This window comes from Paenibacillus sp. FSL R5-0527, from assembly GCF_038008055.1.
Classification (GTDB): domain Bacteria; phylum Bacillota; class Bacilli; order Paenibacillales; family Paenibacillaceae; genus Fontibacillus; species Fontibacillus macerans.
Genome location: NZ_JBBOYI010000001.1, coordinates 2,712,079 through 2,733,011 on the forward strand (window position 1 = coordinate 2,712,079; position 20,933 = coordinate 2,733,011).

Annotated in this window: 17 protein-coding genes and 2 tRNA genes; 14 read left to right on the forward strand and 5 right to left on the reverse strand. The window is 56.3% G+C overall.

Features of this window, described 5'->3' with window-relative positions:
- Positions 1–43: 43 nt before the first annotated feature.
- Together feoB and NYE69_RS11900 are read right to left on the reverse strand one after the other, a co-directional pair.
- Positions 44–2,068 carry a ferrous iron transport protein B gene (feoB, locus tag NYE69_RS11895; protein WP_328270923.1) on the reverse strand — a complete coding sequence of 675 codons (2,025 nt, stop codon included), beginning with the start codon at positions 2,066–2,068 and terminating at the stop codon, positions 44–46.
- Entirely contained in the window at positions 2,065–2,307 is a 243-nt protein-coding gene (locus NYE69_RS11900; RefSeq protein ID WP_328270922.1) for a FeoA family protein, read from the reverse strand. Before NYE69_RS11900 ends, feoB begins: the two co-directional genes overlap by 4 nt.
- Before the next feature lie 242 nt (positions 2,308–2,549).
- Here NYE69_RS11900 and NYE69_RS11905 point away from each other — a divergent pair, with 242 nt between their 5' ends.
- The 8 genes from NYE69_RS11905 to NYE69_RS11940 all read left to right on the forward strand — a co-directional run bounded on the left by NYE69_RS11905 (position 2,550) and on the right by NYE69_RS11940 (position 9,729).
- Positions 2,550–3,515 carry an aldolase catalytic domain-containing protein gene (locus NYE69_RS11905; protein ID WP_328270921.1) on the forward strand — a complete coding sequence of 322 codons (966 nt, stop codon included), beginning with the start codon at positions 2,550–2,552 and terminating at the stop codon, positions 3,513–3,515.
- A 143-nt stretch (positions 3,516–3,658) separates the two neighbouring features.
- Positions 3,659–5,776, forward strand: a complete 2,118-nt coding sequence (locus NYE69_RS11910) for a putative bifunctional diguanylate cyclase/phosphodiesterase (RefSeq protein ID WP_340926349.1) — start codon at positions 3,659–3,661, stop codon at positions 5,774–5,776.
- A 114-nt stretch (positions 5,777–5,890) separates the two neighbouring features.
- Positions 5,891–5,967 (forward strand) — tRNA-Pro (locus NYE69_RS11915).
- Positions 5,968–5,990: 23 nt separating this feature from the next.
- Positions 5,991–6,061 (forward strand) — tRNA-Gly (locus tag NYE69_RS11920).
- 326 nt (positions 6,062–6,387) lie between these two features.
- Positions 6,388–6,927 (forward strand): DoxX family protein, encoded by a 540-nt coding sequence (locus NYE69_RS11925; protein WP_328270918.1) that lies wholly within the window; start codon positions 6,388–6,390, stop codon positions 6,925–6,927.
- Positions 6,928–7,350: 423 nt separating this feature from the next.
- A complete protein-coding gene (locus NYE69_RS11930) occupies positions 7,351–8,295 on the forward strand; it encodes a helix-turn-helix transcriptional regulator (RefSeq protein WP_155621189.1) in 945 nt (314 codons plus the stop codon).
- 36 nt (positions 8,296–8,331) lie between these two features.
- Positions 8,332–9,075, forward strand: coding sequence for a zinc ribbon domain-containing protein (locus NYE69_RS11935; protein ID WP_155621190.1), 744 nt, complete (start codon positions 8,332–8,334; stop codon positions 9,073–9,075).
- Between the two features lie 27 nt (positions 9,076–9,102).
- Entirely contained in the window at positions 9,103–9,729 is a 627-nt protein-coding gene (locus NYE69_RS11940) for a GyrI-like domain-containing protein (RefSeq protein WP_445744767.1), read from the forward strand.
- Positions 9,730–9,775: 46 nt separating this feature from the next.
- Here NYE69_RS11940 and NYE69_RS11945 read toward each other — a convergent pair whose 3' ends face one another.
- Positions 9,776–9,982, reverse strand: a complete 207-nt coding sequence (locus NYE69_RS11945; RefSeq protein ID WP_036624906.1) for a YwbE family protein — start codon at positions 9,980–9,982, stop codon at positions 9,776–9,778.
- 530 nt (positions 9,983–10,512) lie between these two features.
- Between NYE69_RS11945 and pheS the strand changes: the two genes are divergently transcribed.
- The 3 genes from pheS to NYE69_RS11960 all read left to right on the forward strand — a co-directional run bounded on the left by pheS (position 10,513) and on the right by NYE69_RS11960 (position 16,008).
- Positions 10,513–11,547 carry a phenylalanine--tRNA ligase subunit alpha gene (pheS, locus tag NYE69_RS11950; protein ID WP_328270914.1) on the forward strand — a complete coding sequence of 345 codons (1,035 nt, stop codon included), beginning with the start codon at positions 10,513–10,515 and terminating at the stop codon, positions 11,545–11,547.
- Between the two features lie 26 nt (positions 11,548–11,573).
- Positions 11,574–14,024, forward strand: a complete 2,451-nt coding sequence (gene pheT / locus NYE69_RS11955; RefSeq protein WP_340926351.1) for a phenylalanine--tRNA ligase subunit beta — start codon at positions 11,574–11,576, stop codon at positions 14,022–14,024.
- A gap of 118 nt (positions 14,025–14,142) precedes the next feature.
- Positions 14,143–16,008 (forward strand): hypothetical protein, encoded by a 1,866-nt coding sequence (locus tag NYE69_RS11960; protein ID WP_340926352.1) that lies wholly within the window; start codon positions 14,143–14,145, stop codon positions 16,006–16,008.
- 67 nt (positions 16,009–16,075) lie between these two features.
- Here NYE69_RS11960 and NYE69_RS11965 read toward each other — a convergent pair whose 3' ends face one another.
- Together NYE69_RS11965 and NYE69_RS11970 are read right to left on the reverse strand one after the other, a co-directional pair.
- Positions 16,076–16,459, reverse strand: coding sequence for a cytochrome C oxidase subunit II (locus NYE69_RS11965; RefSeq protein ID WP_155621195.1), 384 nt, complete (start codon positions 16,457–16,459; stop codon positions 16,076–16,078).
- A gap of 179 nt (positions 16,460–16,638) precedes the next feature.
- Complete coding sequence (locus tag NYE69_RS11970) at positions 16,639–17,007, reverse strand: phage holin family protein (RefSeq protein ID WP_155621196.1); 369 nt, start codon at positions 17,005–17,007, stop codon at positions 16,639–16,641.
- A 158-nt stretch (positions 17,008–17,165) separates the two neighbouring features.
- Between NYE69_RS11970 and NYE69_RS11975 the strand changes: the two genes are divergently transcribed.
- The 3 genes from NYE69_RS11975 (at position 17,166) to NYE69_RS11985 (ending at position 20,785) form a co-directional block, all read left to right on the forward strand.
- Entirely contained in the window at positions 17,166–19,532 is a 2,367-nt protein-coding gene (locus NYE69_RS11975) for an endonuclease MutS2 (protein ID WP_340930379.1), read from the forward strand.
- Between the two features lie 20 nt (positions 19,533–19,552).
- Positions 19,553–19,969, forward strand: a complete 417-nt coding sequence (locus NYE69_RS11980) for a DUF350 domain-containing protein (RefSeq protein ID WP_036624898.1) — start codon at positions 19,553–19,555, stop codon at positions 19,967–19,969.
- 126 nt (positions 19,970–20,095) lie between these two features.
- Entirely contained in the window at positions 20,096–20,785 is a 690-nt protein-coding gene (locus NYE69_RS11985) for a hypothetical protein (protein ID WP_340926355.1), read from the forward strand.
- Positions 20,786–20,933 lie beyond the last annotated feature (148 nt).

A 20,933-nucleotide genomic window follows, 5' to 3' on the forward strand; every position in this document is an offset into this window, starting at 1 on the left:
AGTTTTTCTCCTTTCCGTTCTTTGGCTTGGGTTGGGAGCTGACTTAGGCAAGTCCCAACCATATTCCGCCCCGGTAAATGATCAGCGAAACGACATAGGCGAGAGACAACGAGTATCCGATCGTAAACAGCGTCCATTTCCATGAGGCGGTCTCTTTGCGGAGCACGCCGACCGTAGCCATGCAAGGCGTATAGAGCAGGACGAAGGCCATGAAGCTGTAGGCTTGCAGCGGCGTAAAAAAACGGGCGATTTGCCCCTGCAGACCGGCCAGATCGGGAACGTGGTAAATAATGTTCATCGTTGAAACGACGACCTCTTTGGCCATAAAACCGGTAATCAGCGCCGCTCCGGACTGCCAGGTACCGAACCCGACCGGGGCCAGCACAGCGGCAAACAGGCCGCCGATCAGGGCCAGGAAGCTGTCGTCCATGTTTTCGGCGATACCGCCCGGTCCGAGGTAAGTTAGCAGCCAGATCAGTACCGAACCGCCCAGGATGAACGTACCGGCCTTCCGCAGAAAACCTTTGCCCTTTTCCCAAGTGCTGCGGAGTAAAGTTATGCTTTGCGGCATACGGTAGGGCGGCAGCTCGACCATAAAAAAGGAGTGCTCCTTTTTAAACAGGGTAGCGGAGAACAGTTTGGCCATTACCAGCGCCAGAACGATGCCCAGCACGTACAGCGACAGCACGATCAAGGCCTGCGACTTGGCGAACAGGATGCCTGCAAACAGGGCGTAAACCGGGAGCCGGGCCGAGCACGACATCAGGGGGATGAGCAGCATCGTAAGCAAGCGTTCCTTGGGCTGTTCGATATTCCGCGAAGCCATGACCGCCGGCACATTGCAGCCGAACCCGAGAATAAACGGGATCAGCGCCTTGCCGTTCAGTCCGACGAGCTCCATCAATTTGTCCATCATCACGGTGATCCGCGCCATGTAGCCGGAGTCTTCGATAAACGAGATGATCAGAAACATGATGAAGATTTGCGGAACAAACACCAGCACGCCGCCGACCCCGCCGATAATCCCGTCCAGAATCAGCGCCTGCGTGAAACCGGAAGCTCCCGCCGCCGCCAGCAGCCACGCCGCGCCTTGGGTTACGGGGCCGGTGATCAGAGCGTCGAGCCAATCGGATAACGGATTGCCGATCCAGTCAAACGTCAGCTGAAAGGTCAGAAACATAAAGGCGATGAACAGCGGAATTCCCCAGATAGGATGGGTGACGATTCGATCGATTTTTTCCGTGAAGTCGTTTGGCTTCTTGCCGGTCGTGCCGACGACTTCACGGCATAGTTTGCCGATTTCCTGCATGCGGATCGCGCGGATATGATCCTCTGCGCCGGCGGCGACGCCTGCCGCGGCAAGCCGGTTTTCCGCCGCTGTCCGTAAGGCGGCCAGTTTGCTCAGATCGGTTTGCGGAGGCAGCGCCGAACTGACGGCGGGATTGCCCTCCAGATATTGCAGAGCGATCCAGCGCAGGGAAGGATGAGGGTCCGTCAGCGAGCCGTTTAATTCACGGGAAATGTCCTGAATGGCCGCTTCAAGGATGTCTCCGTAATGAATCTTAAACGCCGGCGCGGCTGCGGACGAGGCTAATAGCTTGCCCATCGCCGCTAGCATTTCCTTGCTGCCCTTGCCTGTGCGGGCAACAAGCGGCATGACCGGGGCGTCCAGCAAGCCGGCCAGCCGCTCTATGTTGACGTCGATTCCGTTTGCTTTGGCGACGTCCATCATATTAAGCCCGATGATGACGGGCTGGCCGTATTCCAGCAGCTGCAGCGTCAGATAGAGGTTGCGTTCCAAATTGGACGCATCGACGATATTGACGAGCAGCGCGGGGCGTTCCGCGGCGAGAAATTCGGCGGCCACCCCTTCGTCGCGCGACAGGGGGCGCAGCGTATAGATGCCCGGCAGATCGGTCAGCTGCCCGGACTTGTTGCGGAGCTGTCCGACTTTTTTCTCCACGGTCACGCCGGACCAGTTGCCCACGTATTCGTATGATTTCGTCAGGCTGTTGAACAGCGAGGTTTTTCCGGTGTTGGGGTTGCCGATCAACGCTGCGACGCTCATGACACCATAACCTCGATATTAGCGGCTTCCTTTTGCCGGATGCCGAGCAATTGCCCGCCGCATTCCAAAGTCACCGGACCGCCCAGCAGGCAGTACCGTTTAACCGTTATACGCGATCCCTCCCGGATCCCGAGATCGGCCAGCCTGCGCTTCAAGATCGGGTCCATTTTGCCGAAATCGGCAACCCGGGCCGACGCGCCCGGCTTTAATCTGAGCAAACAAAAGCGGCAAGTTTCCATTACGAATCACTCCTCGTCAATTAGGAAGATAATAATGTATGTCTACTGGATGCCTGCGATAGATGAAATGGATGTTTTTTTCATTGAGAATCAATCTCAATTAGATTCAAAAGTAATATATCATGCTAGTTCGTACCATACTGTGACTAACCTCATATCAATTATTAATTGCTTCTTTACTTTTTGATTTCGCTTCAAGTAAGATGGGTATTAATACTATCGATGGAGAGGAACATGCTGGTATGAAGGGTAACCCGTGCAAAATCGTGGATTGTACAATACGTGACGGAGGTTTGGTCAACAACTGGGACTTCAGCGTTGAATTTGTCCAAAAATTGTACGCCGGCCTGAACGAGGCGGGGATCGATTATATGGAGATCGGCTATAAAAATTCGCCCAAGCTGCTTAAAGGCGCCGATCAGGCGGGACCGTGGCGTTTTCTTGACGATGATTTTCTCCGGAAAGTCATTCCCGAAAAAGGCCGTACGAAGCTGTCGGCTCTGGTCGACATCGGACGCGTCGATGAAAACGACATCCTGCCGCGCAGCGAAAGCCTGCTCGATCTGATTCGCGTCGCCTGCTACATCAAAGATGTGGACAAGGCGCTTCAATTGGTGCAGCTGTTCCATGACCGCGGCTACGAAACGACCTTGAACATTATGGCATTGTCCAACGTTATGGAAAATGAGCTGCTGGAAGCTTTCGAAATGATCCGGGAGAGCGTCGTGGACGTCGTTTATATCGTCGATTCCTACGGCAGCCTGGATTATAAGGATATGGAGTATCTGGTCAACAAGTTCAAAACGCATCTGCCGAACAAACGGCTTGGGGTGCATACCCACAACAATATGCAGCTGGCGTTTTCCAATACGCTCGTAGCCGCCGAAAACGGCGTCGAACTGCTCGACGCGTCGGTGTACGGAATGGGGCGCGCCGCGGGCAACTGCCCGACCGAACTGCTCGTCACGCATCTGAAAAATACGAACTACCGTCTGCGTCCGGTGCTCGAGGTGCTGGAAGAACTGCTTATCCCTTTGCGCGAAAAAGAGGAATGGGGTTATTTGATCCCTTACATGATCACCGGGACGCTGGACGAGCACCCCCGCTCGGCGATGGCGCTGCGCGCTTCGGACGACAAGGACGGCGTTGTGGATTTCTACGATAAATTAACGACGCCGGAAATCAGCTTTGACAAGAAGAAAAAGTAATGCTGCGAAAAGTTCGGCCGCTTTGGCCGGGCTTTTCTTTTGCTCCGACATTTTTGGAACAAAAGGAAGGAAAAACACGGAAAATGTTGAATTATTAATTTTTAGGACCATAGACAGATACTTACCTCCGGAGGTTGAGGGCATTGAGAATCAGGGCAGAAGCAAAATCGACAATCGTCCCAGGGGTAGTCGGGCTGGCCGCGATGATCGGCGTCGTCTGGTTGTCGGCGACAGCCGTCTTGCCGGGCGGAACCGGCAAAACGATGCAAGCGCTGCATTTGCTTGCGGGCTTGATGTGCCTGGCCGTGTCTTATTCCATCTTTGCGCAGGGATGGATCATGTTTACCGACAAGTTGTCCAGGCAGCGGCTGTATTCCGCCGCCTTGTTTTCGGTGGTAGGTATCCTTGACATGCTATATTCCGCCGCTTACGGAGGCATTCCGATTTTGGGCTTCGAGCCCGGACCGGGGCTGGCGGATTGGTTTTTGACGTTGTCCCATACGGTGGGAGCGCTTGGCATGCTGGCTGTTTTCGCTTCCTCCGAGAAGCAGGTGTCCGATGTTCATAAAATTACGCTGTTTTCCGTGACGGCGCTGATCGCCGCCGCCGGCCTGGCATGGATGAACCGGCACGAAGCCAAGCTCGCTTCCGGTTTGGCGGCGGGCTTTCTGAACTCGCCGGCGGGCAGGTTTACGCTCGTATTCGGCGTTTCCATGCTGTATATTGTAGCGATCGCCGCGATTATGCACAGCCACCGGGCGGAACAGCCGCCGGCCATCATGACGGTAACGCGGGCCCTGCTGTTTATGGTTATGGGCCATGTGATGCTGACGTTTCCTTTCAAAGACCCCCAAGGCGCCGTACAAGCGGTGGGCCAGTGGTATATGTGCTTATCCTATTATTTTGTGCTGAAAGGCGTTTACCGGCTGACGATCGAAGAGCCGATCCGCGGCCGGCGCCAGGCCGAAGCGCGGATGAAGCATATGGCTTATCATGACGATTTGACGGGCCTGCCGAATCTTAGGCTGATGAAGGAGCAGCTCGGCCAATGGTTGAGCGTTTCGGGGGCGTACACCGGGGTTGCCGTCATCAATATCGACCGTTTCAAAGCGATTAACGATTCGCTGGGGTACAGCGCGGGGGACAAGCTGCTCACTGAATTTGGCGGCAGGCTGCGGGAGCTGTGTTACGCCGATGAGCAGGTGTACCGCATGGGGGAGGACGAGTTCGCCTTGATTTTGCCTAGGACGGACAGCGCCGAGATTGCCGAAGAGCGGGCCGAGCAGCTGCTCGGTGCGGTCAACCCCGCGGTGCTGATCGACGATACGGAATACCATATCTCGCTCAGCATGGGCCTGTCGGTGTTCCCGGTTGACGGCGAGTCGGTCGATCAAATGATTCAATACGCGGATATGGCGGTTCATCACGCCAAGGAGCACGGGGTTCATTTTATGCGGTATACTCCGGCGATGAAGATGCATACCCAGTCCCGGGTAGAGCTGGAGAACGATATGCGAAAAGCGCTGGACCGCGAGGAGTTTTTTCTGGAGTTTCAGCCGCAAATGAGTCTGGACACCGGAAAAATGGTGGGGATGGAGGCGCTCGTCCGCTGGAACCACCCGAAACGCGGGCTGCTGCCGCCCGGCGAGTTTATCCCGCTGGCCGAGGAGAGCGGCCTGATCGTTCCGTTGGGGGAATGGGTGCTCAAAACGGCCTGCCAGTACAATAAGCAGTGGCAGCTTGCGGGATATGAACCGGTAAACGTATCGGTCAATTTGTCGATGCGTCAATTCCGCCAATACAATCTGGCGGAGCGGATCGGCGCGATTTTGTGCGAGGTCGATCTGGACCCCCGTTACCTGGAGCTGGAAGTGACCGAAAGCATGACCTACGATATCGATACGGCTTTGGACCAGCTCCATCGTTTGAAGAGCCTTGGCATCCAGATCAGCATCGACGATTTCGGCACTGGCTATAGTTCGCTGTACTATTTGAAAAGCTTGCCGATCGACCGGCTGAAGATCGACCGCGCTTTCGTCAAAGAGGTCATGTACGACGGCAACGACGCGGCGATCGTCTCGACGATCACGACGATGGCGCACCATCTGAAGCTCAAGGTGACGGCCGAAGGCGTTGAGAACGAGGAGCAGCTGCAGTTTCTGAGGCTGCAAAAATGCCATGAAGGCCAGGGGTATTTGTTCAGCAGACCGGTATCCGCCGGCGTGCTGGAGCATGAATTCCTTAGCCGGCTTGCCGGCTAGGGGATTTTCCTTCTCCCGGCTATTTCCTAAAGGAAATAATATCCTCTTGCACCGGGCCCGCAAAAATGGTATATTATATTTTGTCTTCGCGTTTCGGACTGATCGCGAAGCTTCCGGGACGTAGCTCAGCTTGGTAGAGCACCTGGTTTGGGACCAGGGGGTCGCATGTTCGAATCGTGTCGTCCCGACCATATTATACCTTTGCGGGTAATGTGCGGGTGTAGTTCAATGGTAGAACTCCAGCCTTCCAAGCTGGTAGCGTGGGTTCGATTCCCATCACCCGCTTACTGTGAAATTTCTGTAAAAACCCTTGCGGCGCAGGGGTTTTTTCTTTTGTCTTTAACTCTGCCAGTACGGGCTGCGTTCTGCTCTAGGGGGCAGTTTAAGGGACAAATTCAAGCTGTAGCCGGCGCTGATAACCATTAGTTTTTTTATTGACGGAACGTGAATGAAGTTTGCTCGTGTATATTAAAATTAATTTATTAAATTTTTAATATATGTGATTTAAATCACATATATTGTGAAAAATATCACTTATAATAAAGACATCAAAGATGATCATCCTTAAAAAACAAAAATAACCGAACAAACCAACTTAAGGAGTGGTAAATATGTTTAACAACTTCCTGAGAACCAATAAAATCGCCATGTGGCTGCTGACCGTCATCCGGGTTTACCTCGGGTACCAATGGATTGAAGCCGGGTATCATAAAATTACCGGCGGCTTCGACGCCGCGGGCTTCCTCACCGGCGCGATCGCGAACAGCACGGGCGATCATCCCGCCGTCCAAGGCTGGTGGGCCACTTTCCTGGAACATTTCGCCCTGCCTAACGTAGGCCTCTTCAACGTCCTTGTTCCTTACGGCGAGTTCCTGGTCGGCCTGGGGCTGATCCTCGGCACCTTCACCACCTTCGCCGCCCTGATGGGCCTGGTAATGAACGCGGCGTTCCTCTTCAGCGGAACGGTAAGCACGAACGCGCAAATGCTGCTGCTTGAAGTGCTGGTCGTTGTCGCCGCCGCCAATGCCGGCAAAATCGGCCTCGACTACTACGTGCTCCCTTACCTGCGCAAATTGTTCGGCAAAAAGGGGGATACAGGAACGAAGCTGGGAGCGCCGCAGCCACCGGTGAATGTGAAACATACGGCGTAAAGCGGCCGACTGGACTGGTAAGAACCTGAGATCGGAAGCCACTTTCCAAGACTCTTCCTTTTGTGAAGGGTCTTTTTTTTTTTCTGCGTTTTGCGGAGTGTTGGGGAATGACGGCAAATGCGGGGCTCAACCTAGTGATCGGCGCTTGACAGCCAACCAAATGGAACCCCAACCGTCAGCGTTTAAAATAGCGGCACATAAATAGCGACACATATCGCGGGATTAACGGCATTTTTAGCCTTTAAGGTTATTTCAGTCCGTTAGCCCACCTGCAATATTCCGAATCGTTTTGTCCGAACACGGTCTTTCGCTTTGTAATACGGTCTTTCGCTCTAATGACAGGGTCGTTCGCTTTAAATACATGGCATTGTCATCTTGCTGCCGGTATACTCAAAGCAGGAACTTGTAGCAGGGGGGAACTGCATGCAAATAAATCGGTTGTTTGGGATCGTCTATTTGTTGATGGAACGCAAAACCGTGACGGCGGCCGAACTTGCCGAACGTTTTGAGGTGTCGGCGCGGACGATTTACCGGGATATCGATACGCTTAGCGCTGCGGGTATCCCGGTGTTTTGCAGCAAAGGCAAGGGCGGGGGCATCGGTTTGCTGCCGGATTTTGTGCTCAATAAATCGCTGTTATCGGAAACGGAGCAAAACGAGATCCTGTTTGGACTGCAAAGTCTTGCGGCCACGAACGCCGAGCAAACCGGACAGGTGCTGGCCAAGCTGAGCCGCTTGTTCCGGCGGGAAGAAGTCAATTGGATCGACGTGGATTTCTCGCATTGGGAAAGCGGGGAAGCGGAACGGCGGAAATTCGGCATGCTGAAGACGGCGATCCTGGAGCGGCGGAGGATTTCTTTTACCTATTACAATTCGAACGGGGAACAAACGCAAAGGCAGGCCGACCCGCTGAAGCTGCATTTCAAGAACAAGTCCTGGTATTTGCAGGGATATTGCATGCAAAAGCAGACGTTCCGCACATTTAAAATCAGCCGGATGGAAGCGGTAGCGTATACCGGGGAACATTTTGAGCGGAGGGAGGGCGAAGTTCCCGAACTTGTGTCGTCCTCACGGGAATTGGCGCCGCTTGTTCGGCTGGAGCTGTGGTTTTCGCCGCGTTTGGCCTTCCGCATCCATGATGAATTTGACCGGACTTCCGTACATAAAAACGAGGACGGCAGCTTTCGGGTTACGGTCAGCTATCCGGAAAACGGGTGGGTATACGGGTACCTGCTGTCTTTTGGCGAGGACGTCCGGGTGATTTCTCCGCCGCATATCCGGCAGATCCTGAGGGACAAAGCGGAAAAAATCGCAAAAATATATCAAAACCCTTCTGAATATGACATACAGTCGTCATATTATGATTGATACAATGGCTCCATCAAAGAAGGGAGTGGACAAGAAATGGCGGAATTGAAGTTGAAGTATGCGGAAGAGTTTACGGTGGCCGGAAAGCTGGGCCAGGGAAAAGCGGACGAGGGACCCCAGTGGATTGTTCCTCTTTGGGAGCAAGCGAACGGAGCGTATTCCCAGATTCAAGACATCGCCCTCAAGAACGAAAGCGGGGCGCCCAAGGGAATGTGGGGGGTGATGGGGCACCCTGACGTCTATTTGGGACGGTGGGACGATCGTGGTCTCTATCTGGCCGGCTGTGAAGTGAGAGCGGACGCCGAAGTTCCGGAAGGATGGACAAAATGGACGGTGCCGGCGCACACGTATCTGGTGGGGGATTGCCGCGGAACGGCTTACGGCGAGGTGTTTCAGCAAACGATTGAACATGATTTGCCCAAGCATGGGCTGCAGTTGACCGGAGCCGTGCACGAGCATTATCCGGAACCGGGCAATCCGGCGCATGTGGAACTGTATTTTCCGGTGGCAAAGGGCCATCTGTTCTGCCAAAGCTGCGGCATGCCGCTGACGAACGACGAGGAGCTCGGCTCGGAACAAGGCGGCGGGGCCAACTATGAGTATTGCGGTTACTGTTACCGGGACGGGGCGTTTACGAGCGATTTGTCGATGGAGGAGATGATCGAGCAGTGCCTGAAATACGGGGCCGAGTCTGGAGCGGAATTTTTTGCGGATCGCGAACAGGCTAGAGCGCGGATGCAGGCGTGGTTTCCGGCGCTGAAGCGCTGGAAGCGGGACTAGCGGGAATAAGGAACGGGATGGACGATGATGGAAAAACTCGATTATAAAAAGAAATACAAGGAGCTGTATTTGCCGAAACCGGAGCCGATGCTGATCGAAGTTCCGCCGATCCGCTTCATTATGGTGGACGGTGAGGGAGCGCCCGAGGGAACGCTGTACCAAGAGGCTCTGGAGATACTGTACTCTTTAACTTACACCATTAAAATGAGCAAGTTAAGCGCGGCTCCTCCGGAAGGTTATTTCGAATATGTGGTGCCTCCGCTTGAAGGCTTGTGGGACTCCCGCGGGGGAGGTTACGATCCGGACCGGAACCAATGGACATGGACCGTGATGATCCGCCAGCCCGATTTCGTGACTGAAGCGGTTTTTGGACGCGCCGCCGAGCAAGCGGCAAAGAAGAAGCCGGACTTGGACTTCCGCCGGGCGAGGTTGAACATTTACGAGGAAGGGCTGTGCGTGCAAATGCTGCATGTCGGTCCATTCAGTTCAGAGCCGGACTCCGTCGATAAAATGCGCGCATATATGGCCGAACATGGCCTGAGCGAAGACCTGGGGCCCAAGCGGAGCCATCATGAAATCTATTTGTCGGACCTGCGCAAAACCGCGCCGGAAAAAATGAAAACCGTCCTGCGCCATCCTGTCGCGCGGAAATGACCGGCTGCCCGCGCGGATGCGCGCGGATGGAGCCTGGCGGCGCCCATTAGTCCGCTTTGGCGGGATGGATGGCCTTCACCCGGCCCACCTGGCCGTCCTGAAGCCGTACTTTGATGCCGTGAGGATGGGCGGGCGAATTCGTCAGAATGTCTTTTACCACACCGCGGGTCAGACGGCCGCTGGGCTGGTCTTTTTTCAGCACGATGTCGACGGTAAGGCCGGGATAGATGTTTTTGCGTTCGTTGCCGTTCATGGGGTTGTACTCCTTGTATGGTATAGTTTGCTGAGATAAACATACCATATTTATGCGGCGGCTTGCCAATGGCGGCAAGTTTGCATATAATAGCAGTTAAAGTCGAAAACGCGCCGTCACAGGCGCGGTTGCAAACACTAACGACGAAATGCGATGATGGAGAAGAGTAAGCAGAGGCCTCCTTACAGGGAGGGAACGCCGGAGATTGAGAGCGTCCCCACGGAAACAGGCTGCCGAAGTTCGCTCCGGAGCAGTTCCTTGAACCCCGTGCGCTTTTCGCCTGTTCAATGGGCGAGGGGCCGGCGCAGTAGAGGACACCGGTTACGATCCGTTATATCGTTAAAGTGAGAGCTGCAGGAAGCATCGGACACCGTACAGCCTGGCCGAAGTTGGCGCGGCAAACAGCGCCAATTATACGGAGGTTATACGGAATGCCGGGCCTGACGGGCTCTAACAAGGGTGGTACCACGGTCTTTTCGTCCCTTTTGGGAGAAAGGGCCTTTTTTATTTTGCCTGAGGAGGAAAAATTCATGAAAGAACGTTTGGAAGCACTCAAACACGAAGCGTTGGAACAGCTTAGCAAAGTGGCGGACGCCGGGCAGCTGGGTGAGCTGCGGGTCAAATATTTGGGCAAAAAGGGGGCGCTGACGGAAATCCTGCGCGGCATGGGATCGTTAAGCGCGGAGGAGCGCCCGGTCATCGGGCAGATTGGCAACGAGGTGCGGTCGGCAATCGAGGCGCTGATCGAAGAGAAGCAGGCGTATTTTGAGCGTCTTGAGACGGAGCAGCGGCTGTCCGCCGAGAAGGTCGACGTGACGCTGCCGGGCCGCCCGCTGAAGCAGGGAGCGGTTCATCCGCTGAACCAGATCATTCAGCAGATTGAGGATATTTTTATCGGCATGGGTTACCGCATCGCGGAAGGGCCGGAAGTGGAAACCGACTATTATAACTTCGAAGCGCTCAATCTGCCGAAAAACCATCCCGCCCGCGACATGCAGGATTCCTTTTACCTTACCGACGATCTGCTGATGCGGACGCATACGTCGCCGGTGCAGGCACGCACGATGGAGGCGATGAAGGGCGAAGTGCCGGTCAAAATCATCTGTCCGGGCCGGGTGTTCCGGCGCGATGACGACGATGCGACCCACTCGTTCCAGTTCCATCAAATTGAAGGACTTGTCGTCGGCAAAAACATCCGCATGAGCGACCTCAAGGGCACGCTGTTGGAATTCACGCGCAAAATGTTCGGGCCGAACACGCAAATCCGCCTGCGTCCGAGCTTCTTCCCGTTCACGGAGCCCAGCGTCGAGGTGGACGTAACGTGCATGAAATGCGGCGGCAGCGGCTGCCGGGTGTGCAAGCACACCGGATGGCTGGAGATTCTTGGCAGCGGCATGGTGCACCCGCGCGTGCTGGAGATGAGCGGGTACGATCCCGAGCAGTACAGCGGTTTTGCGTTCGGGATGGGTATGGAACGGATCGCGATGCTGAAATACGGGGTGGACGACATCCGTTATTTCTATAACAACGACGGGCGTTTCCTGCAGCAGTTTGCCAGAGTTTAATTTTTGGAAGAGGGAAGGGAATTACGATGAAAGTATCAACCGAATGGTTGTCCGATTATATATCGCTGGACGGAGTCGACATCGAGGAATTGGCGGAGCAAATCACGCGCTCGGGTATTGAGATCGATTCCGTTGAAAACCGCAACAAAGGCGTATCGAACGTAGTTGTCGGTTATGTCAAAAGCAAGGAAAAGCATCCGGATGCCGACAAGCTGAACGTCTGCATCGTTGATGCCGGGCAGGACGAGGAACTGCAGATCGTCTGCGGGGCGAAAAACGTCGCCGCCGGCCAGAAGGTGCCGGTAGCGCTCGTCGGCGCCAAGCTGCCGGGCGGGATTGAGATCAAAAAGGCGAAGCTGCGCGGCGTCCCTTCGCAGGGGATGATCTGCTCCGCGAAAGAGCTGGGCCTGAACGACAAGCTGCTGCCGAAGGAGCAGCAGGAAGGCATCCTCGTGCTTCCGGAGGACGCCAAGATCGGTACGCCGATCGCGGGGCTGCTGGGCCTGAACGATCAAGTGCTCGATTTCGATCTCACCCCGAACCGTTCCGACTGCCTGAGCATGCTGGGCGCCGCTTATGAAGTCGGTGCGATTCTGGGCCGCGACGTGAAGCTGCCGAAGCCGGAAAAGGAGCTGATTGAGTTCGCCCAGCCGGCCGAGGAGCGGATCGCCGTCAAAGTCGAGGCTTCCGAGCTGTGCAGCCGCTATGCCGTCCGCTACATTTCCGGCGTTAAAATCGGCCCGTCCCCGCTGTGGATGCAAAACCGGCTGATGGCTGCCGGCATCCGTCCGATCAGCAACGTCGTGGACATTACCAACTACGTCATGCTGGAGTACGGACAACCGCTGCACGCTTTTGACGCCGACAAAATCGCCGGCGGGCAAATCGGCGTCCGCCAGTCGCGGGAGGGCGAAAAGCTGGTGACCCTGGACGGCCAGGAACGCGAACTGGAACCCGGAGCGCTGCTTATCGTGGACGGCGACGATAAGCCGGCAGGTCTCGCCGGCGTAATGGGAGGCCTCGACTCGGAGGTCACGGACCGGACGGTCAACATTGTGCTGGAGTCGGCGAAATTCGACGGCGGGGCGGTGCGGAAGACGTCCCGCGCGCTGGGGCTCCGCTCGGAAGCTTCGCAACGCTTCGAGAAAGAGGTCGACCCCTCCGCCGTCATTCCCGCGTTGAACCGCGCCGCCGAGCTGATGGCCAAATACGCCGAAGGCAACGTTTGCAAAGGGATCGTAGAGGTCGTGAACCGTGAGCCGCAGGAACAGGTGATTACTTTGTCGCTTGGCAAGCTGAACGATTACCTGGGAACGGACATCTCCACACTGGAGACGAAAACGATTCTGACCCGGCTTGGCTTCGCCAGCGCCGACTTGACCGAAAACGCTCTGGAAGTGCGGATTCCGACCCGGCGGGGCGACATCACCCGGGATGTGGATTTAATCGAAGAGGTGGCGCGGCTTTACGGCTACGACAACATTCCGACCACGCTGATCGAGGGGCCGACCACGGCCGGGGGCTACACGAAGCCGCAGGCGCTGCGGCGGGCGATCCGCGGCCTGCTGGTCCATGGCGGCTGGCAGGAAGTGCTCGGCTACTCCTTTATCCGGGCGGGGGCGGCCCGGAAGTTTCCGCAGCTTGGCGGGGGCGGCCACGAGGTTAAGCTGGCGATGCCGATGAGCGAGGACCGCAGCACCTTGCGGAGCAGCCTGTTGCCGGGAATGATCGATATCGCCGTATATAACCGCAACCGCAAGCAGGAAAATCTGGCGCTGTTCGAAATCGGCGGCGTATTCGTGACCGAGGAAGCGAAGCTGACGAAGCAGCCGGACGAAGTGCCTGCGCTCGGTCTGCTGCTGGCCGGCGAGCGCGAGCCGAAGCGCTGGAACGCGCCGGCCGAGCAGGTTGATTTCTTCGATCTCAAAGGCGCGCTGGAAAGTCTGTTCGATTACCTAGGGCTGGGCGGCCGCGTGAGCTATGCGGCGGATCGGCCGCAAGGCTTCCATCCGGGGCGTTCGGCTTCCGTTTATTTGCAGACAGAGGGCGGAAAACGCTGGATCGGCTCGCTGGGACAGGTTCATCCGGAGCTCCAGCGGGAACTGGATCTGGACGATACGTATGTGGCCGAACTGCTGCTGAAGCCGATTTACGAATATGCCGGTGAACCGGTCGTATACCGCGAATTGCCACGCTTCCCGGCGATGCAACGGGATATCGCCGTCGTCGTCGCGGCCGATGTCGAAGCCGGCGCGCTGATCGCCGAAATCCGGCAAACCGCAGGCGAGCTGCTGGAAGACGTGCAGGTGTTTGACGTATTTACCGGTTCCAAACTGGGCGAAGGCAAAAAGAGCGTGGCGTTGTCCCTGGTGTACCGTCACAAGGAGCGGACGTTGACCGACGAAGAGGTGACGGCGGTCCATGATCGGGTCGTGGCCGGACTTGCGCAAACTTTTGCCGCCGAACTGAGAAAATAGCAGGAATTGGGCAAAGTCACATCGAATCCATTGTTAGATAACCGATTCGATGTGACTTTCGTTTAATTTATAAAAGACATCTTAGATCTAAGCCCAGGACCGAAGGAGGCACATAGTTTTGAGTAACCAAAGCCGAATTAGCGTGAGTGTGGAAATATACGGCACTTCTTATAAAATCGTAGGCAGCAGCACGGAGTACATGAAGCAGGTGGCCCGCCGCGTAGACGAGCTGATGCACAGCATTGCCCAGGCCTATCCTCATCTCGATATATCGCGTTTGGCGGTGCTCGCGGCGGTTCGGATGGCTGAAGAGGCGGTCAAAACGGAGCAGTTGCAAAACGAGCTGCAGAATGCCAAGCAGGAGAAAGCCGTGATCGCGCAGGAGAACTCCGCGCTGCAGGGACTTCATGCCAAGCAGGAGGATATGTACAAGGCGCTGCAGGAGGAACATCGCAGGCTGAAGGAGGAGAAGCAGCAGCTGGCCGACCAGGCGGAGAAGCTGGAGGCGGCGCTGCAGGCGCACGATGGCGAAGCGCGCAAGCACAAGGGCCGGATCCAGGAGCTGGAGCGGCAATTAAACGAGCAGCGGGGCAGCAACTCGCAGCTTCAGGCCAAATTGCGCCAGACCGAACAGCTGACGGTAAAGGAGAAGGAAGAGCGCGAGAAGCTGCAGAAGCAGCTAAGCGAAACGCTGCAGCGGGAGCAGTCCGCCAAAGCGGCCGAACAGCGGGCCGCGCAGAACGGGGCCAAGCTGGAGGAACAGGTGAAACGGCTGAAGGATATGCTCCAGATCGCCGAAGGAAAGGCGCAAAAGCTGCAGCAGGAGCTGCAGGAAGCGCGCCAGGCGGGCGAAGCGAAAGCGCAAGAGCTGGAGCGGGAGCTGCAGGAAGCGCGTGAGGCAAGCGAAGCGAAGGCCCGGGAGCTGCAGGAAGCGCGTCAGGCAAGCGAAGCGAAAGCGCGGGAGCTGCAGGAAGCGCGTCAAGCGGGCGAAGCGAAAGCCCGGGAGCTGCAGGAAGCGCGTCAGGCAAGCGAAGCGAAAGCGCGGGAGCTGCAGGAAGCGCGTCAGGCGGGCGAAGCGAAAGCGCGGGAGCTGCAGGAAGCGCGTCAAGCAAGCGAGGCCAAAGCCCAGAAGCTACAGCAGCAGCTGCAGGAGGCGCGCGCACAGCAGGACAAGCTGCGTGCGGAAATCGCCGCCGCCGTGCAGAACGAAAAGTCGTGGCAGAAGCTGGCCGATAAACGCGGCGACGAGCTTAGCCGTCTGGAAATCAGCTTGCTGGAAGCGGAAGGCCGCGGGGAACAGCTGGAAGAACAGCTCCGTTCTTCGGCCGCGGATCTGGCGAGCGTCCGCGAGCGGCTGCAAGCGGAAGAGGAAAATGCGCGCGTGTTGGCGGACGAATTGGATTTGCTGCGCCGGCAGCTTGAGGAGGCTTCCCGCGAACGGGAGACGGCGCTCCTGACGGCAAGCTCGGCCGAGGAAGAGAAACAGCGGATGGCGGCGGAGCTCAGCCGCCTGCACGACCGGCTGCAGGATATGAACGCGGAGCTGCAGGAGCATGCCGAACGGGCAGAGCGGCTTGCGCAGCTCCGGGAAGCTGCGGAAAAGCGGGAACAGGAACTCATGGAGCAGTGGGCCTCCGCCGAGGGCGAGCTTGAGGCGTTGCGCGGGAAGGAAGCCGAGCTGCTGCGCCAGCTGGACGAGTGGCAGCAGGAGAGCGCGGCCGGCAGCGAGCGCGTGATCCAGTTGTCGGGCGATTACCAGCAGTTGGAGGAAGAAAAGCAGCGGCTTGCCGAAGAACTCCGGCAAATTTCCGAGCATTACGAAATCATTTCGCATGAATACCGGCTGCTTAAGGTAGAACGCGAAGCCGAACGCGAGACGTTTGAGCGGCGGGAAGAGGAACACCGCCGGCTGCAGGAGGATTATGCGAAGCTGCAAACGGAATTCAACGAATGGATCGAACTGATCGAGCAGGACCAGTCCTGATATTTTTAAACGTACCGCCAACAGCAAGAGCCCCGGCATACGGCCGCGGGCTCCTGCTGTTTTTCGGTTATTCGACGATGATTTTGGAAATCATCGAGCTATGTCCGGAGCCGCACATAACGGAGCAGGACATTTCATATTCCCCGGCTTCCTTCGGGATGATGACGGCGGAATCGTTTTTGCGGTCAAGCTGCAGCTTCAAACCGGGGACGAGTACGCCGTGATTGCCGGAGGCGTTTTTGAACACGATTTTGACCGGTACGTCTTTTTTTAGATGGTATTCGGCTTGGTCAAACTGATAATTGGACGCTTCGATCACGAGTTCGGCTTCGGGCTGAATATTGCTTTCGGCCGCGCTACCGTTTCCGGCGGAGCTTCCGCCGCCGCAGGCGGATAAAACCAAAAGCATAATAGCGGATGCAAATAAAGCAATGCCTTTCTTCACAGTCATCCCCCCGCATTTCAAATATTTTTGTGACAATTTTAAGAATATCATATCGTATTTTGCGGGAGTACAACGGGGACAGGTTTGAATAATTATTGAACAAATGAAAAGCGGCCGCCCTGAGCAGCTGGATGCTGCATAAGGACGACCGCATTTTCTGCTCCGCCATGAACGGGTTTAGGGCATCAACGGGTTGCTCTGTCTTTGTTTCTGCCTGCTTCAAATGGCGTAGACACCGGGATGAACAGGTCGATAATCCCGATCACGAGGGCGGCAAGCAGCGCCCCGATGATGGAGACGGAAACGCCGGAAATAATGAACTGAGCAAGCCAGATCACAAGCGCACTCGTTAGAAAACCGACGATTCCGCGCCCGAACGGGGTAACCCGCTTCCCGAAAATGCCTTCAATGGCCCATCCGAGAAGGGCGATTACGAGAGCCAGCAGCAAAGCGCTGCCGAATCCGCCGATACTGAATTGCGGTACAAGCCATCCCACCACGAGCAATACAATGGCGGAGACGATGAATCGCACGACGTGTCCCAGAAATTGCATTGGCACATAGCCTCCTTTTAATTGGTAAGTACGTTTGGCTATACGTAATTATCATGTTCCGCAATACGGCATCTTATGTGTGCGGCTTCGTAAAATAGCGAAAAATGAGCGGTTTCGGTTATAATGGGATCATAGCCCGAGGGGAGTTGTGAATGTTCTTGGACGAAAAAATTTTTAAAACGATGGAATATCGAAAAATCATAGATCAGCTGATCCATTTTGCGCAAACGCCGATGGGAAAACAAGCGGCGGAGTCGCTTGCTCCCGTCAGCGACCTGGAGGACGTCAAACGGCTGCTGCAGGCGACGGACGAAGCGTTTAACGTGGACCGGCTAAAGGGGGCGCCCGGGTTTGGCGGCATCGTCGATATAACGCCGGCGGTAAAGCGGGCGCGCATCGGCGGAACGCTGAATCCGCACGAGCTGTTTGGCGTGGCGACGACGCTGGAGGGTTCCCGCAGAGTCAAAAAATACATTGCGGCCGTGCATGAGGAGCACGAGGTGGAGCTGCTGTTTGTGCTGAGCGATGCCTTGAGCGACCAGAAGCCGCTTGAGGATGCGATCAAGCGCTGCATCGACGAAAGCGGCGAGGTGCTGGATTCCGCCAGCCCGGAGCTGGCGCAAATCCGCCGCGAGCTGCGCGGAGGCGAGGTGCGCATCCGGGAGAAGCTGGACGCAATGATCCGCTCCTCTTCCGTGGCCAAAATGCTGCAGGATCAGCTCATCACGATCCGGGGCGACCGCTTCGTCATTCCGGTAAAAGCCGAGTACCGGTCCCACTTCGGCGGCATCGTGCACGATCAGTCGGGGTCGGGGGCCACGCTGTTTATCGAGCCCGAGTCGATCGTGGCCATGAACAACAAGCTGCGGGAAACCCGGCTGAAGGAAGAGCGGGAAATCGAAGTGATTCTGCAGAAGCTGACGGCCGCCGTCGGTGATCAAGCAGAGTTGCTGCTGTATGACTCAGATGTGCTGGGGCAGCTTGATTTTATTTTTGCCAAAGCCCGGTTGGCGCGGGAGATGAAGGCGACGCTGCCGCGAATGAACGACCGCGGCTTCCTGAAGCTCAAGAAAGGGCGTCACCCGCTTATTGCTGCGGATAAAGTCGTACCGACCGATGTGGAGCTCGGCAACCAATATACGACCATCATCGTGACCGGACCCAATACCGGCGGGAAGACCGTCACCTTGAAGACGATCGGCCTGCTCAGCCTGATGGCGATGTCCGGCTTGTTCGTCCCGGCGGAGGACGGCAGCCAGCTTTGCGTTTTCGACGCGATTTACGCCGATATCGGGGATGAGCAGAGCATCGAGCAAAGTCTCAGTACGTTCTCCAGCCACATGACGAATATCATTTCCATTTTGAGGAAAATGACACCCAAAAGCCTTGTGCTGCTGGACGAACTTGGAGCGGGCACCGACCCGGCGGAAGGATCGGCGCTGGCCGTGGCGATTTTGGAGCATATCCACGGTTTGGGCTGCCGCATGGTGGCGACGACGCATTACAGCGAGCTGAAGGCTTACGCATATGAACGAAAAGGCGTTATTAACGCCAGCATGGAATTCGACGTCAATACGCTGAGCCCGACTTACCGTTTGCTGGTCGGCGTGCCCGGACGCAGCAACGCGTTTGCCATCGCCGAGCGGCTGGGGCTGCCGGAGAAGATCCTGGAGTATGCCCGCGGTGAAGTGAAGGAAGAAGACCTGCGGGTCGAAAACATGATCGCTTCCCTGGAGGAAAACCGGCTTGGCGCCGAGCAGGAGCGGGAGTCCGCGGAGAAGCTGCGGCGCGAGCTCGAGGCTTTGCGCACCCGCCATGCGGCGGAGCTGGAGAAGCTGGAACAGCAAAGGGACAAACATCTCGAGAGAGCGGAGGCGGATGCCGCGGCGATCGTTGCCAAAGCGCGCGAGGAAGCCGAGCGGATCATCGCCGATTTGCGCAAATTGGCCCAGGAGGAAGGAGCCGCCGTCAAGGAGCACAAGCTGATCGCGGCCCGCAAACAGCTGGATGAGGCCGAGCCGCAGCAGCGGAAAAAAACCGCGGCCGGACGCAAGGCGGCCAAGCCGCCCCGGCAAATCGAACCCGGCGATGAAGTGATGGTGTACAGTCTGAACCAAAAGGGCCATGTCGTTGAGCTTGCCGGCAGCAGGGAGGCCGTGGTTCAGCTTGGCATTATGAAGATGAAGGTGAGCCTGGACGACATGGAGCTGATCGCTCAGGCTCCGGCCAGCAAGCCGGCGCAGCGCACGGTGACGAATGTCAAGCGGTCGCGGGACGATCAGGTCCGCAGCGAGCTTGATTTGCGCGGGGCCAACCTGGAGGAGGCGCTGATCGAGGTCGACCGGTTTATCGACGAGGCGTATCTGGCGAATTTGGGTCAAATCTATATCATCCACGGCAAAGGCACTGGGGTTCTGCGCACGGGAATCTCCGACTATTTGCGTAAACATAAGCATATCAAAAGCTACCGGCTCGGCAATTACGGCGAAGGCGGTGCGGGAGTGACGGTTGCGGAGCTGAAATAACGTAAGAGGAGAGGGAAAACGTGAAGGAGAACATCGATCCGCTGCTGGAGCAGCCGCTGGGGCTTATAATCGGTTATTTTTCCGTGGCGGTTGTGGAGTTGATCGTTTTTCTTTCCTGCTTTGAATCGTTGACCAAATACCGCTGCTGGCAGGAAATCAAGCGCGGGAATATGGCTGCTTCGCTGGCGACCGGCGGAAAAATTTTCGGGCTGTGCAACGTGATCCGGTTTGCCGCCAAGCAGCCGTCCATTTACGACTTTATGATCTGGTCGTCGGTCGGCTCGCTGCTGCTTTTTGCAGCTTACCTGTTATTTCAGTTCTGGACGCCGGTGTTCCGGCTCGACCGGGAAATCGCCGAAGGAAACACGAGCGTTGGTTTTATTTCCATGGCCGTTTCCGTTTCGGTGTCCTTTTTGATCGGAGCTTGTATAGGCTAGTTTAGGGGGAGTAGAGCGGAAGTGAAAAATTTGGTCCGGATCTTGTTTGTTGCGTCGATCCTGTTTTTGGCAGCAGGTATTATTTATTTATGGAACGCTTAATACACGTTGAAAGGACGAACATCGATGGAAACGACGATTTGCCCATGGTGTCAAACCGAAATCGTATGGGACGAAGAACTGGGGCCGGAGGAAGAATGCCCCTATTGCCATAATGAACTAAAGGGCTACCGGACGCTCAGCATTACCCTCGGCGGTGAAGACGAGTTTGAGGACGAATACGAGGACCATCCTTTTGGCGACCGTAAACCCGGGCATCATCAGGATCACGATTATGACCATGATGAACACGATCACGATCGTAACCATAAAGATGACCATGACCATGATTATGCGCACGACCGTGACCATGGCCATCATCAAGGGCATGATCACGGGGATGAGGACGACTACTGGGACGACGAACACGGCGGGCATCTTAGCGCGGTGCGCCGGCTGGAGGCCTTTACCGCCTCCGGCGGGGATTTGCTGGCGTACGAGACCGGCGTGGAGAAGCTGCTCGACCATCAGGACGAGGTTCCGGAGTGTCCTCATTGCCGGGAGTACATGATTTATGCCGGCCAGCAGGAGCTTGCGCCCGGCAGTCTGGACGCTCCGATTCCGACCGGCCTGAAACGGCCTTTGCTGCAGGCGCCGGTCAAGCTGAACGTGTACATCTGCTCCGCCTGCTTCCATGTCAGCCGCTTCTTATCCGAGGACGACCGGATTTCTTTTATCCGCACGGTGAGCGGGGAAGATGAGACATCCAACAAATGATTCATCTGTAAAAAAGACGCCGCTTGGTCACTAGCGTTGCATTAAATCTGACAAGATACATTTTCTAGCCACACCAATATTCTAACGGTTGCCACAAGCGTTATTTGTTTCAAAAACGTTGATTTCAAATTCTAACGGTTGCCATAGC

What these genes read in the sequence shown, in the direction of transcription:
- feoB (WP_328270923.1), bottom strand. Translation starts at nt 2,068, where the DNA reads ATGAGCGTCGCAGCGTTGATCGGCAACCCCAACACCGGAAAAACCTCG.
- NYE69_RS11900 (WP_328270922.1), bottom strand. Translation starts at nt 2,307, where the DNA reads ATGGAAACTTGCCGCTTTTGTTTGCTCAGATTAAAGCCGGGCGCGTCG.
- NYE69_RS11905 (WP_328270921.1), top strand. Translation starts at nt 2,550, where the DNA reads ATGAAGGGTAACCCGTGCAAAATCGTGGATTGTACAATACGTGACGGA.
- NYE69_RS11925 (WP_328270918.1), top strand. Translation starts at nt 6,388, where the DNA reads ATGTTTAACAACTTCCTGAGAACCAATAAAATCGCCATGTGGCTGCTG.
- NYE69_RS11930 (WP_155621189.1), top strand. Translation starts at nt 7,351, where the DNA reads ATGCAAATAAATCGGTTGTTTGGGATCGTCTATTTGTTGATGGAACGC.
- NYE69_RS11935 (WP_155621190.1), top strand. Translation starts at nt 8,332, where the DNA reads ATGGCGGAATTGAAGTTGAAGTATGCGGAAGAGTTTACGGTGGCCGGA.
- NYE69_RS11940 (WP_445744767.1), top strand. Translation starts at nt 9,103, where the DNA reads ATGGAAAAACTCGATTATAAAAAGAAATACAAGGAGCTGTATTTGCCG.
- NYE69_RS11945 (WP_036624906.1), bottom strand. Translation starts at nt 9,982, where the DNA reads ATGAACGGCAACGAACGCAAAAACATCTATCCCGGCCTTACCGTCGAC.
- pheS (WP_328270914.1), top strand. Translation starts at nt 10,513, where the DNA reads ATGAAAGAACGTTTGGAAGCACTCAAACACGAAGCGTTGGAACAGCTT.
- pheT (WP_340926351.1), top strand. Translation starts at nt 11,574, where the DNA reads ATGAAAGTATCAACCGAATGGTTGTCCGATTATATATCGCTGGACGGA.
- NYE69_RS11965 (WP_155621195.1), bottom strand. Translation starts at nt 16,459, where the DNA reads ATGACTGTGAAGAAAGGCATTGCTTTATTTGCATCCGCTATTATGCTT.
- NYE69_RS11970 (WP_155621196.1), bottom strand. Translation starts at nt 17,007, where the DNA reads ATGCAATTTCTGGGACACGTCGTGCGATTCATCGTCTCCGCCATTGTA.
- NYE69_RS11985 (WP_340926355.1), top strand. Translation starts at nt 20,096, where the DNA reads ATGGAAACGACGATTTGCCCATGGTGTCAAACCGAAATCGTATGGGAC.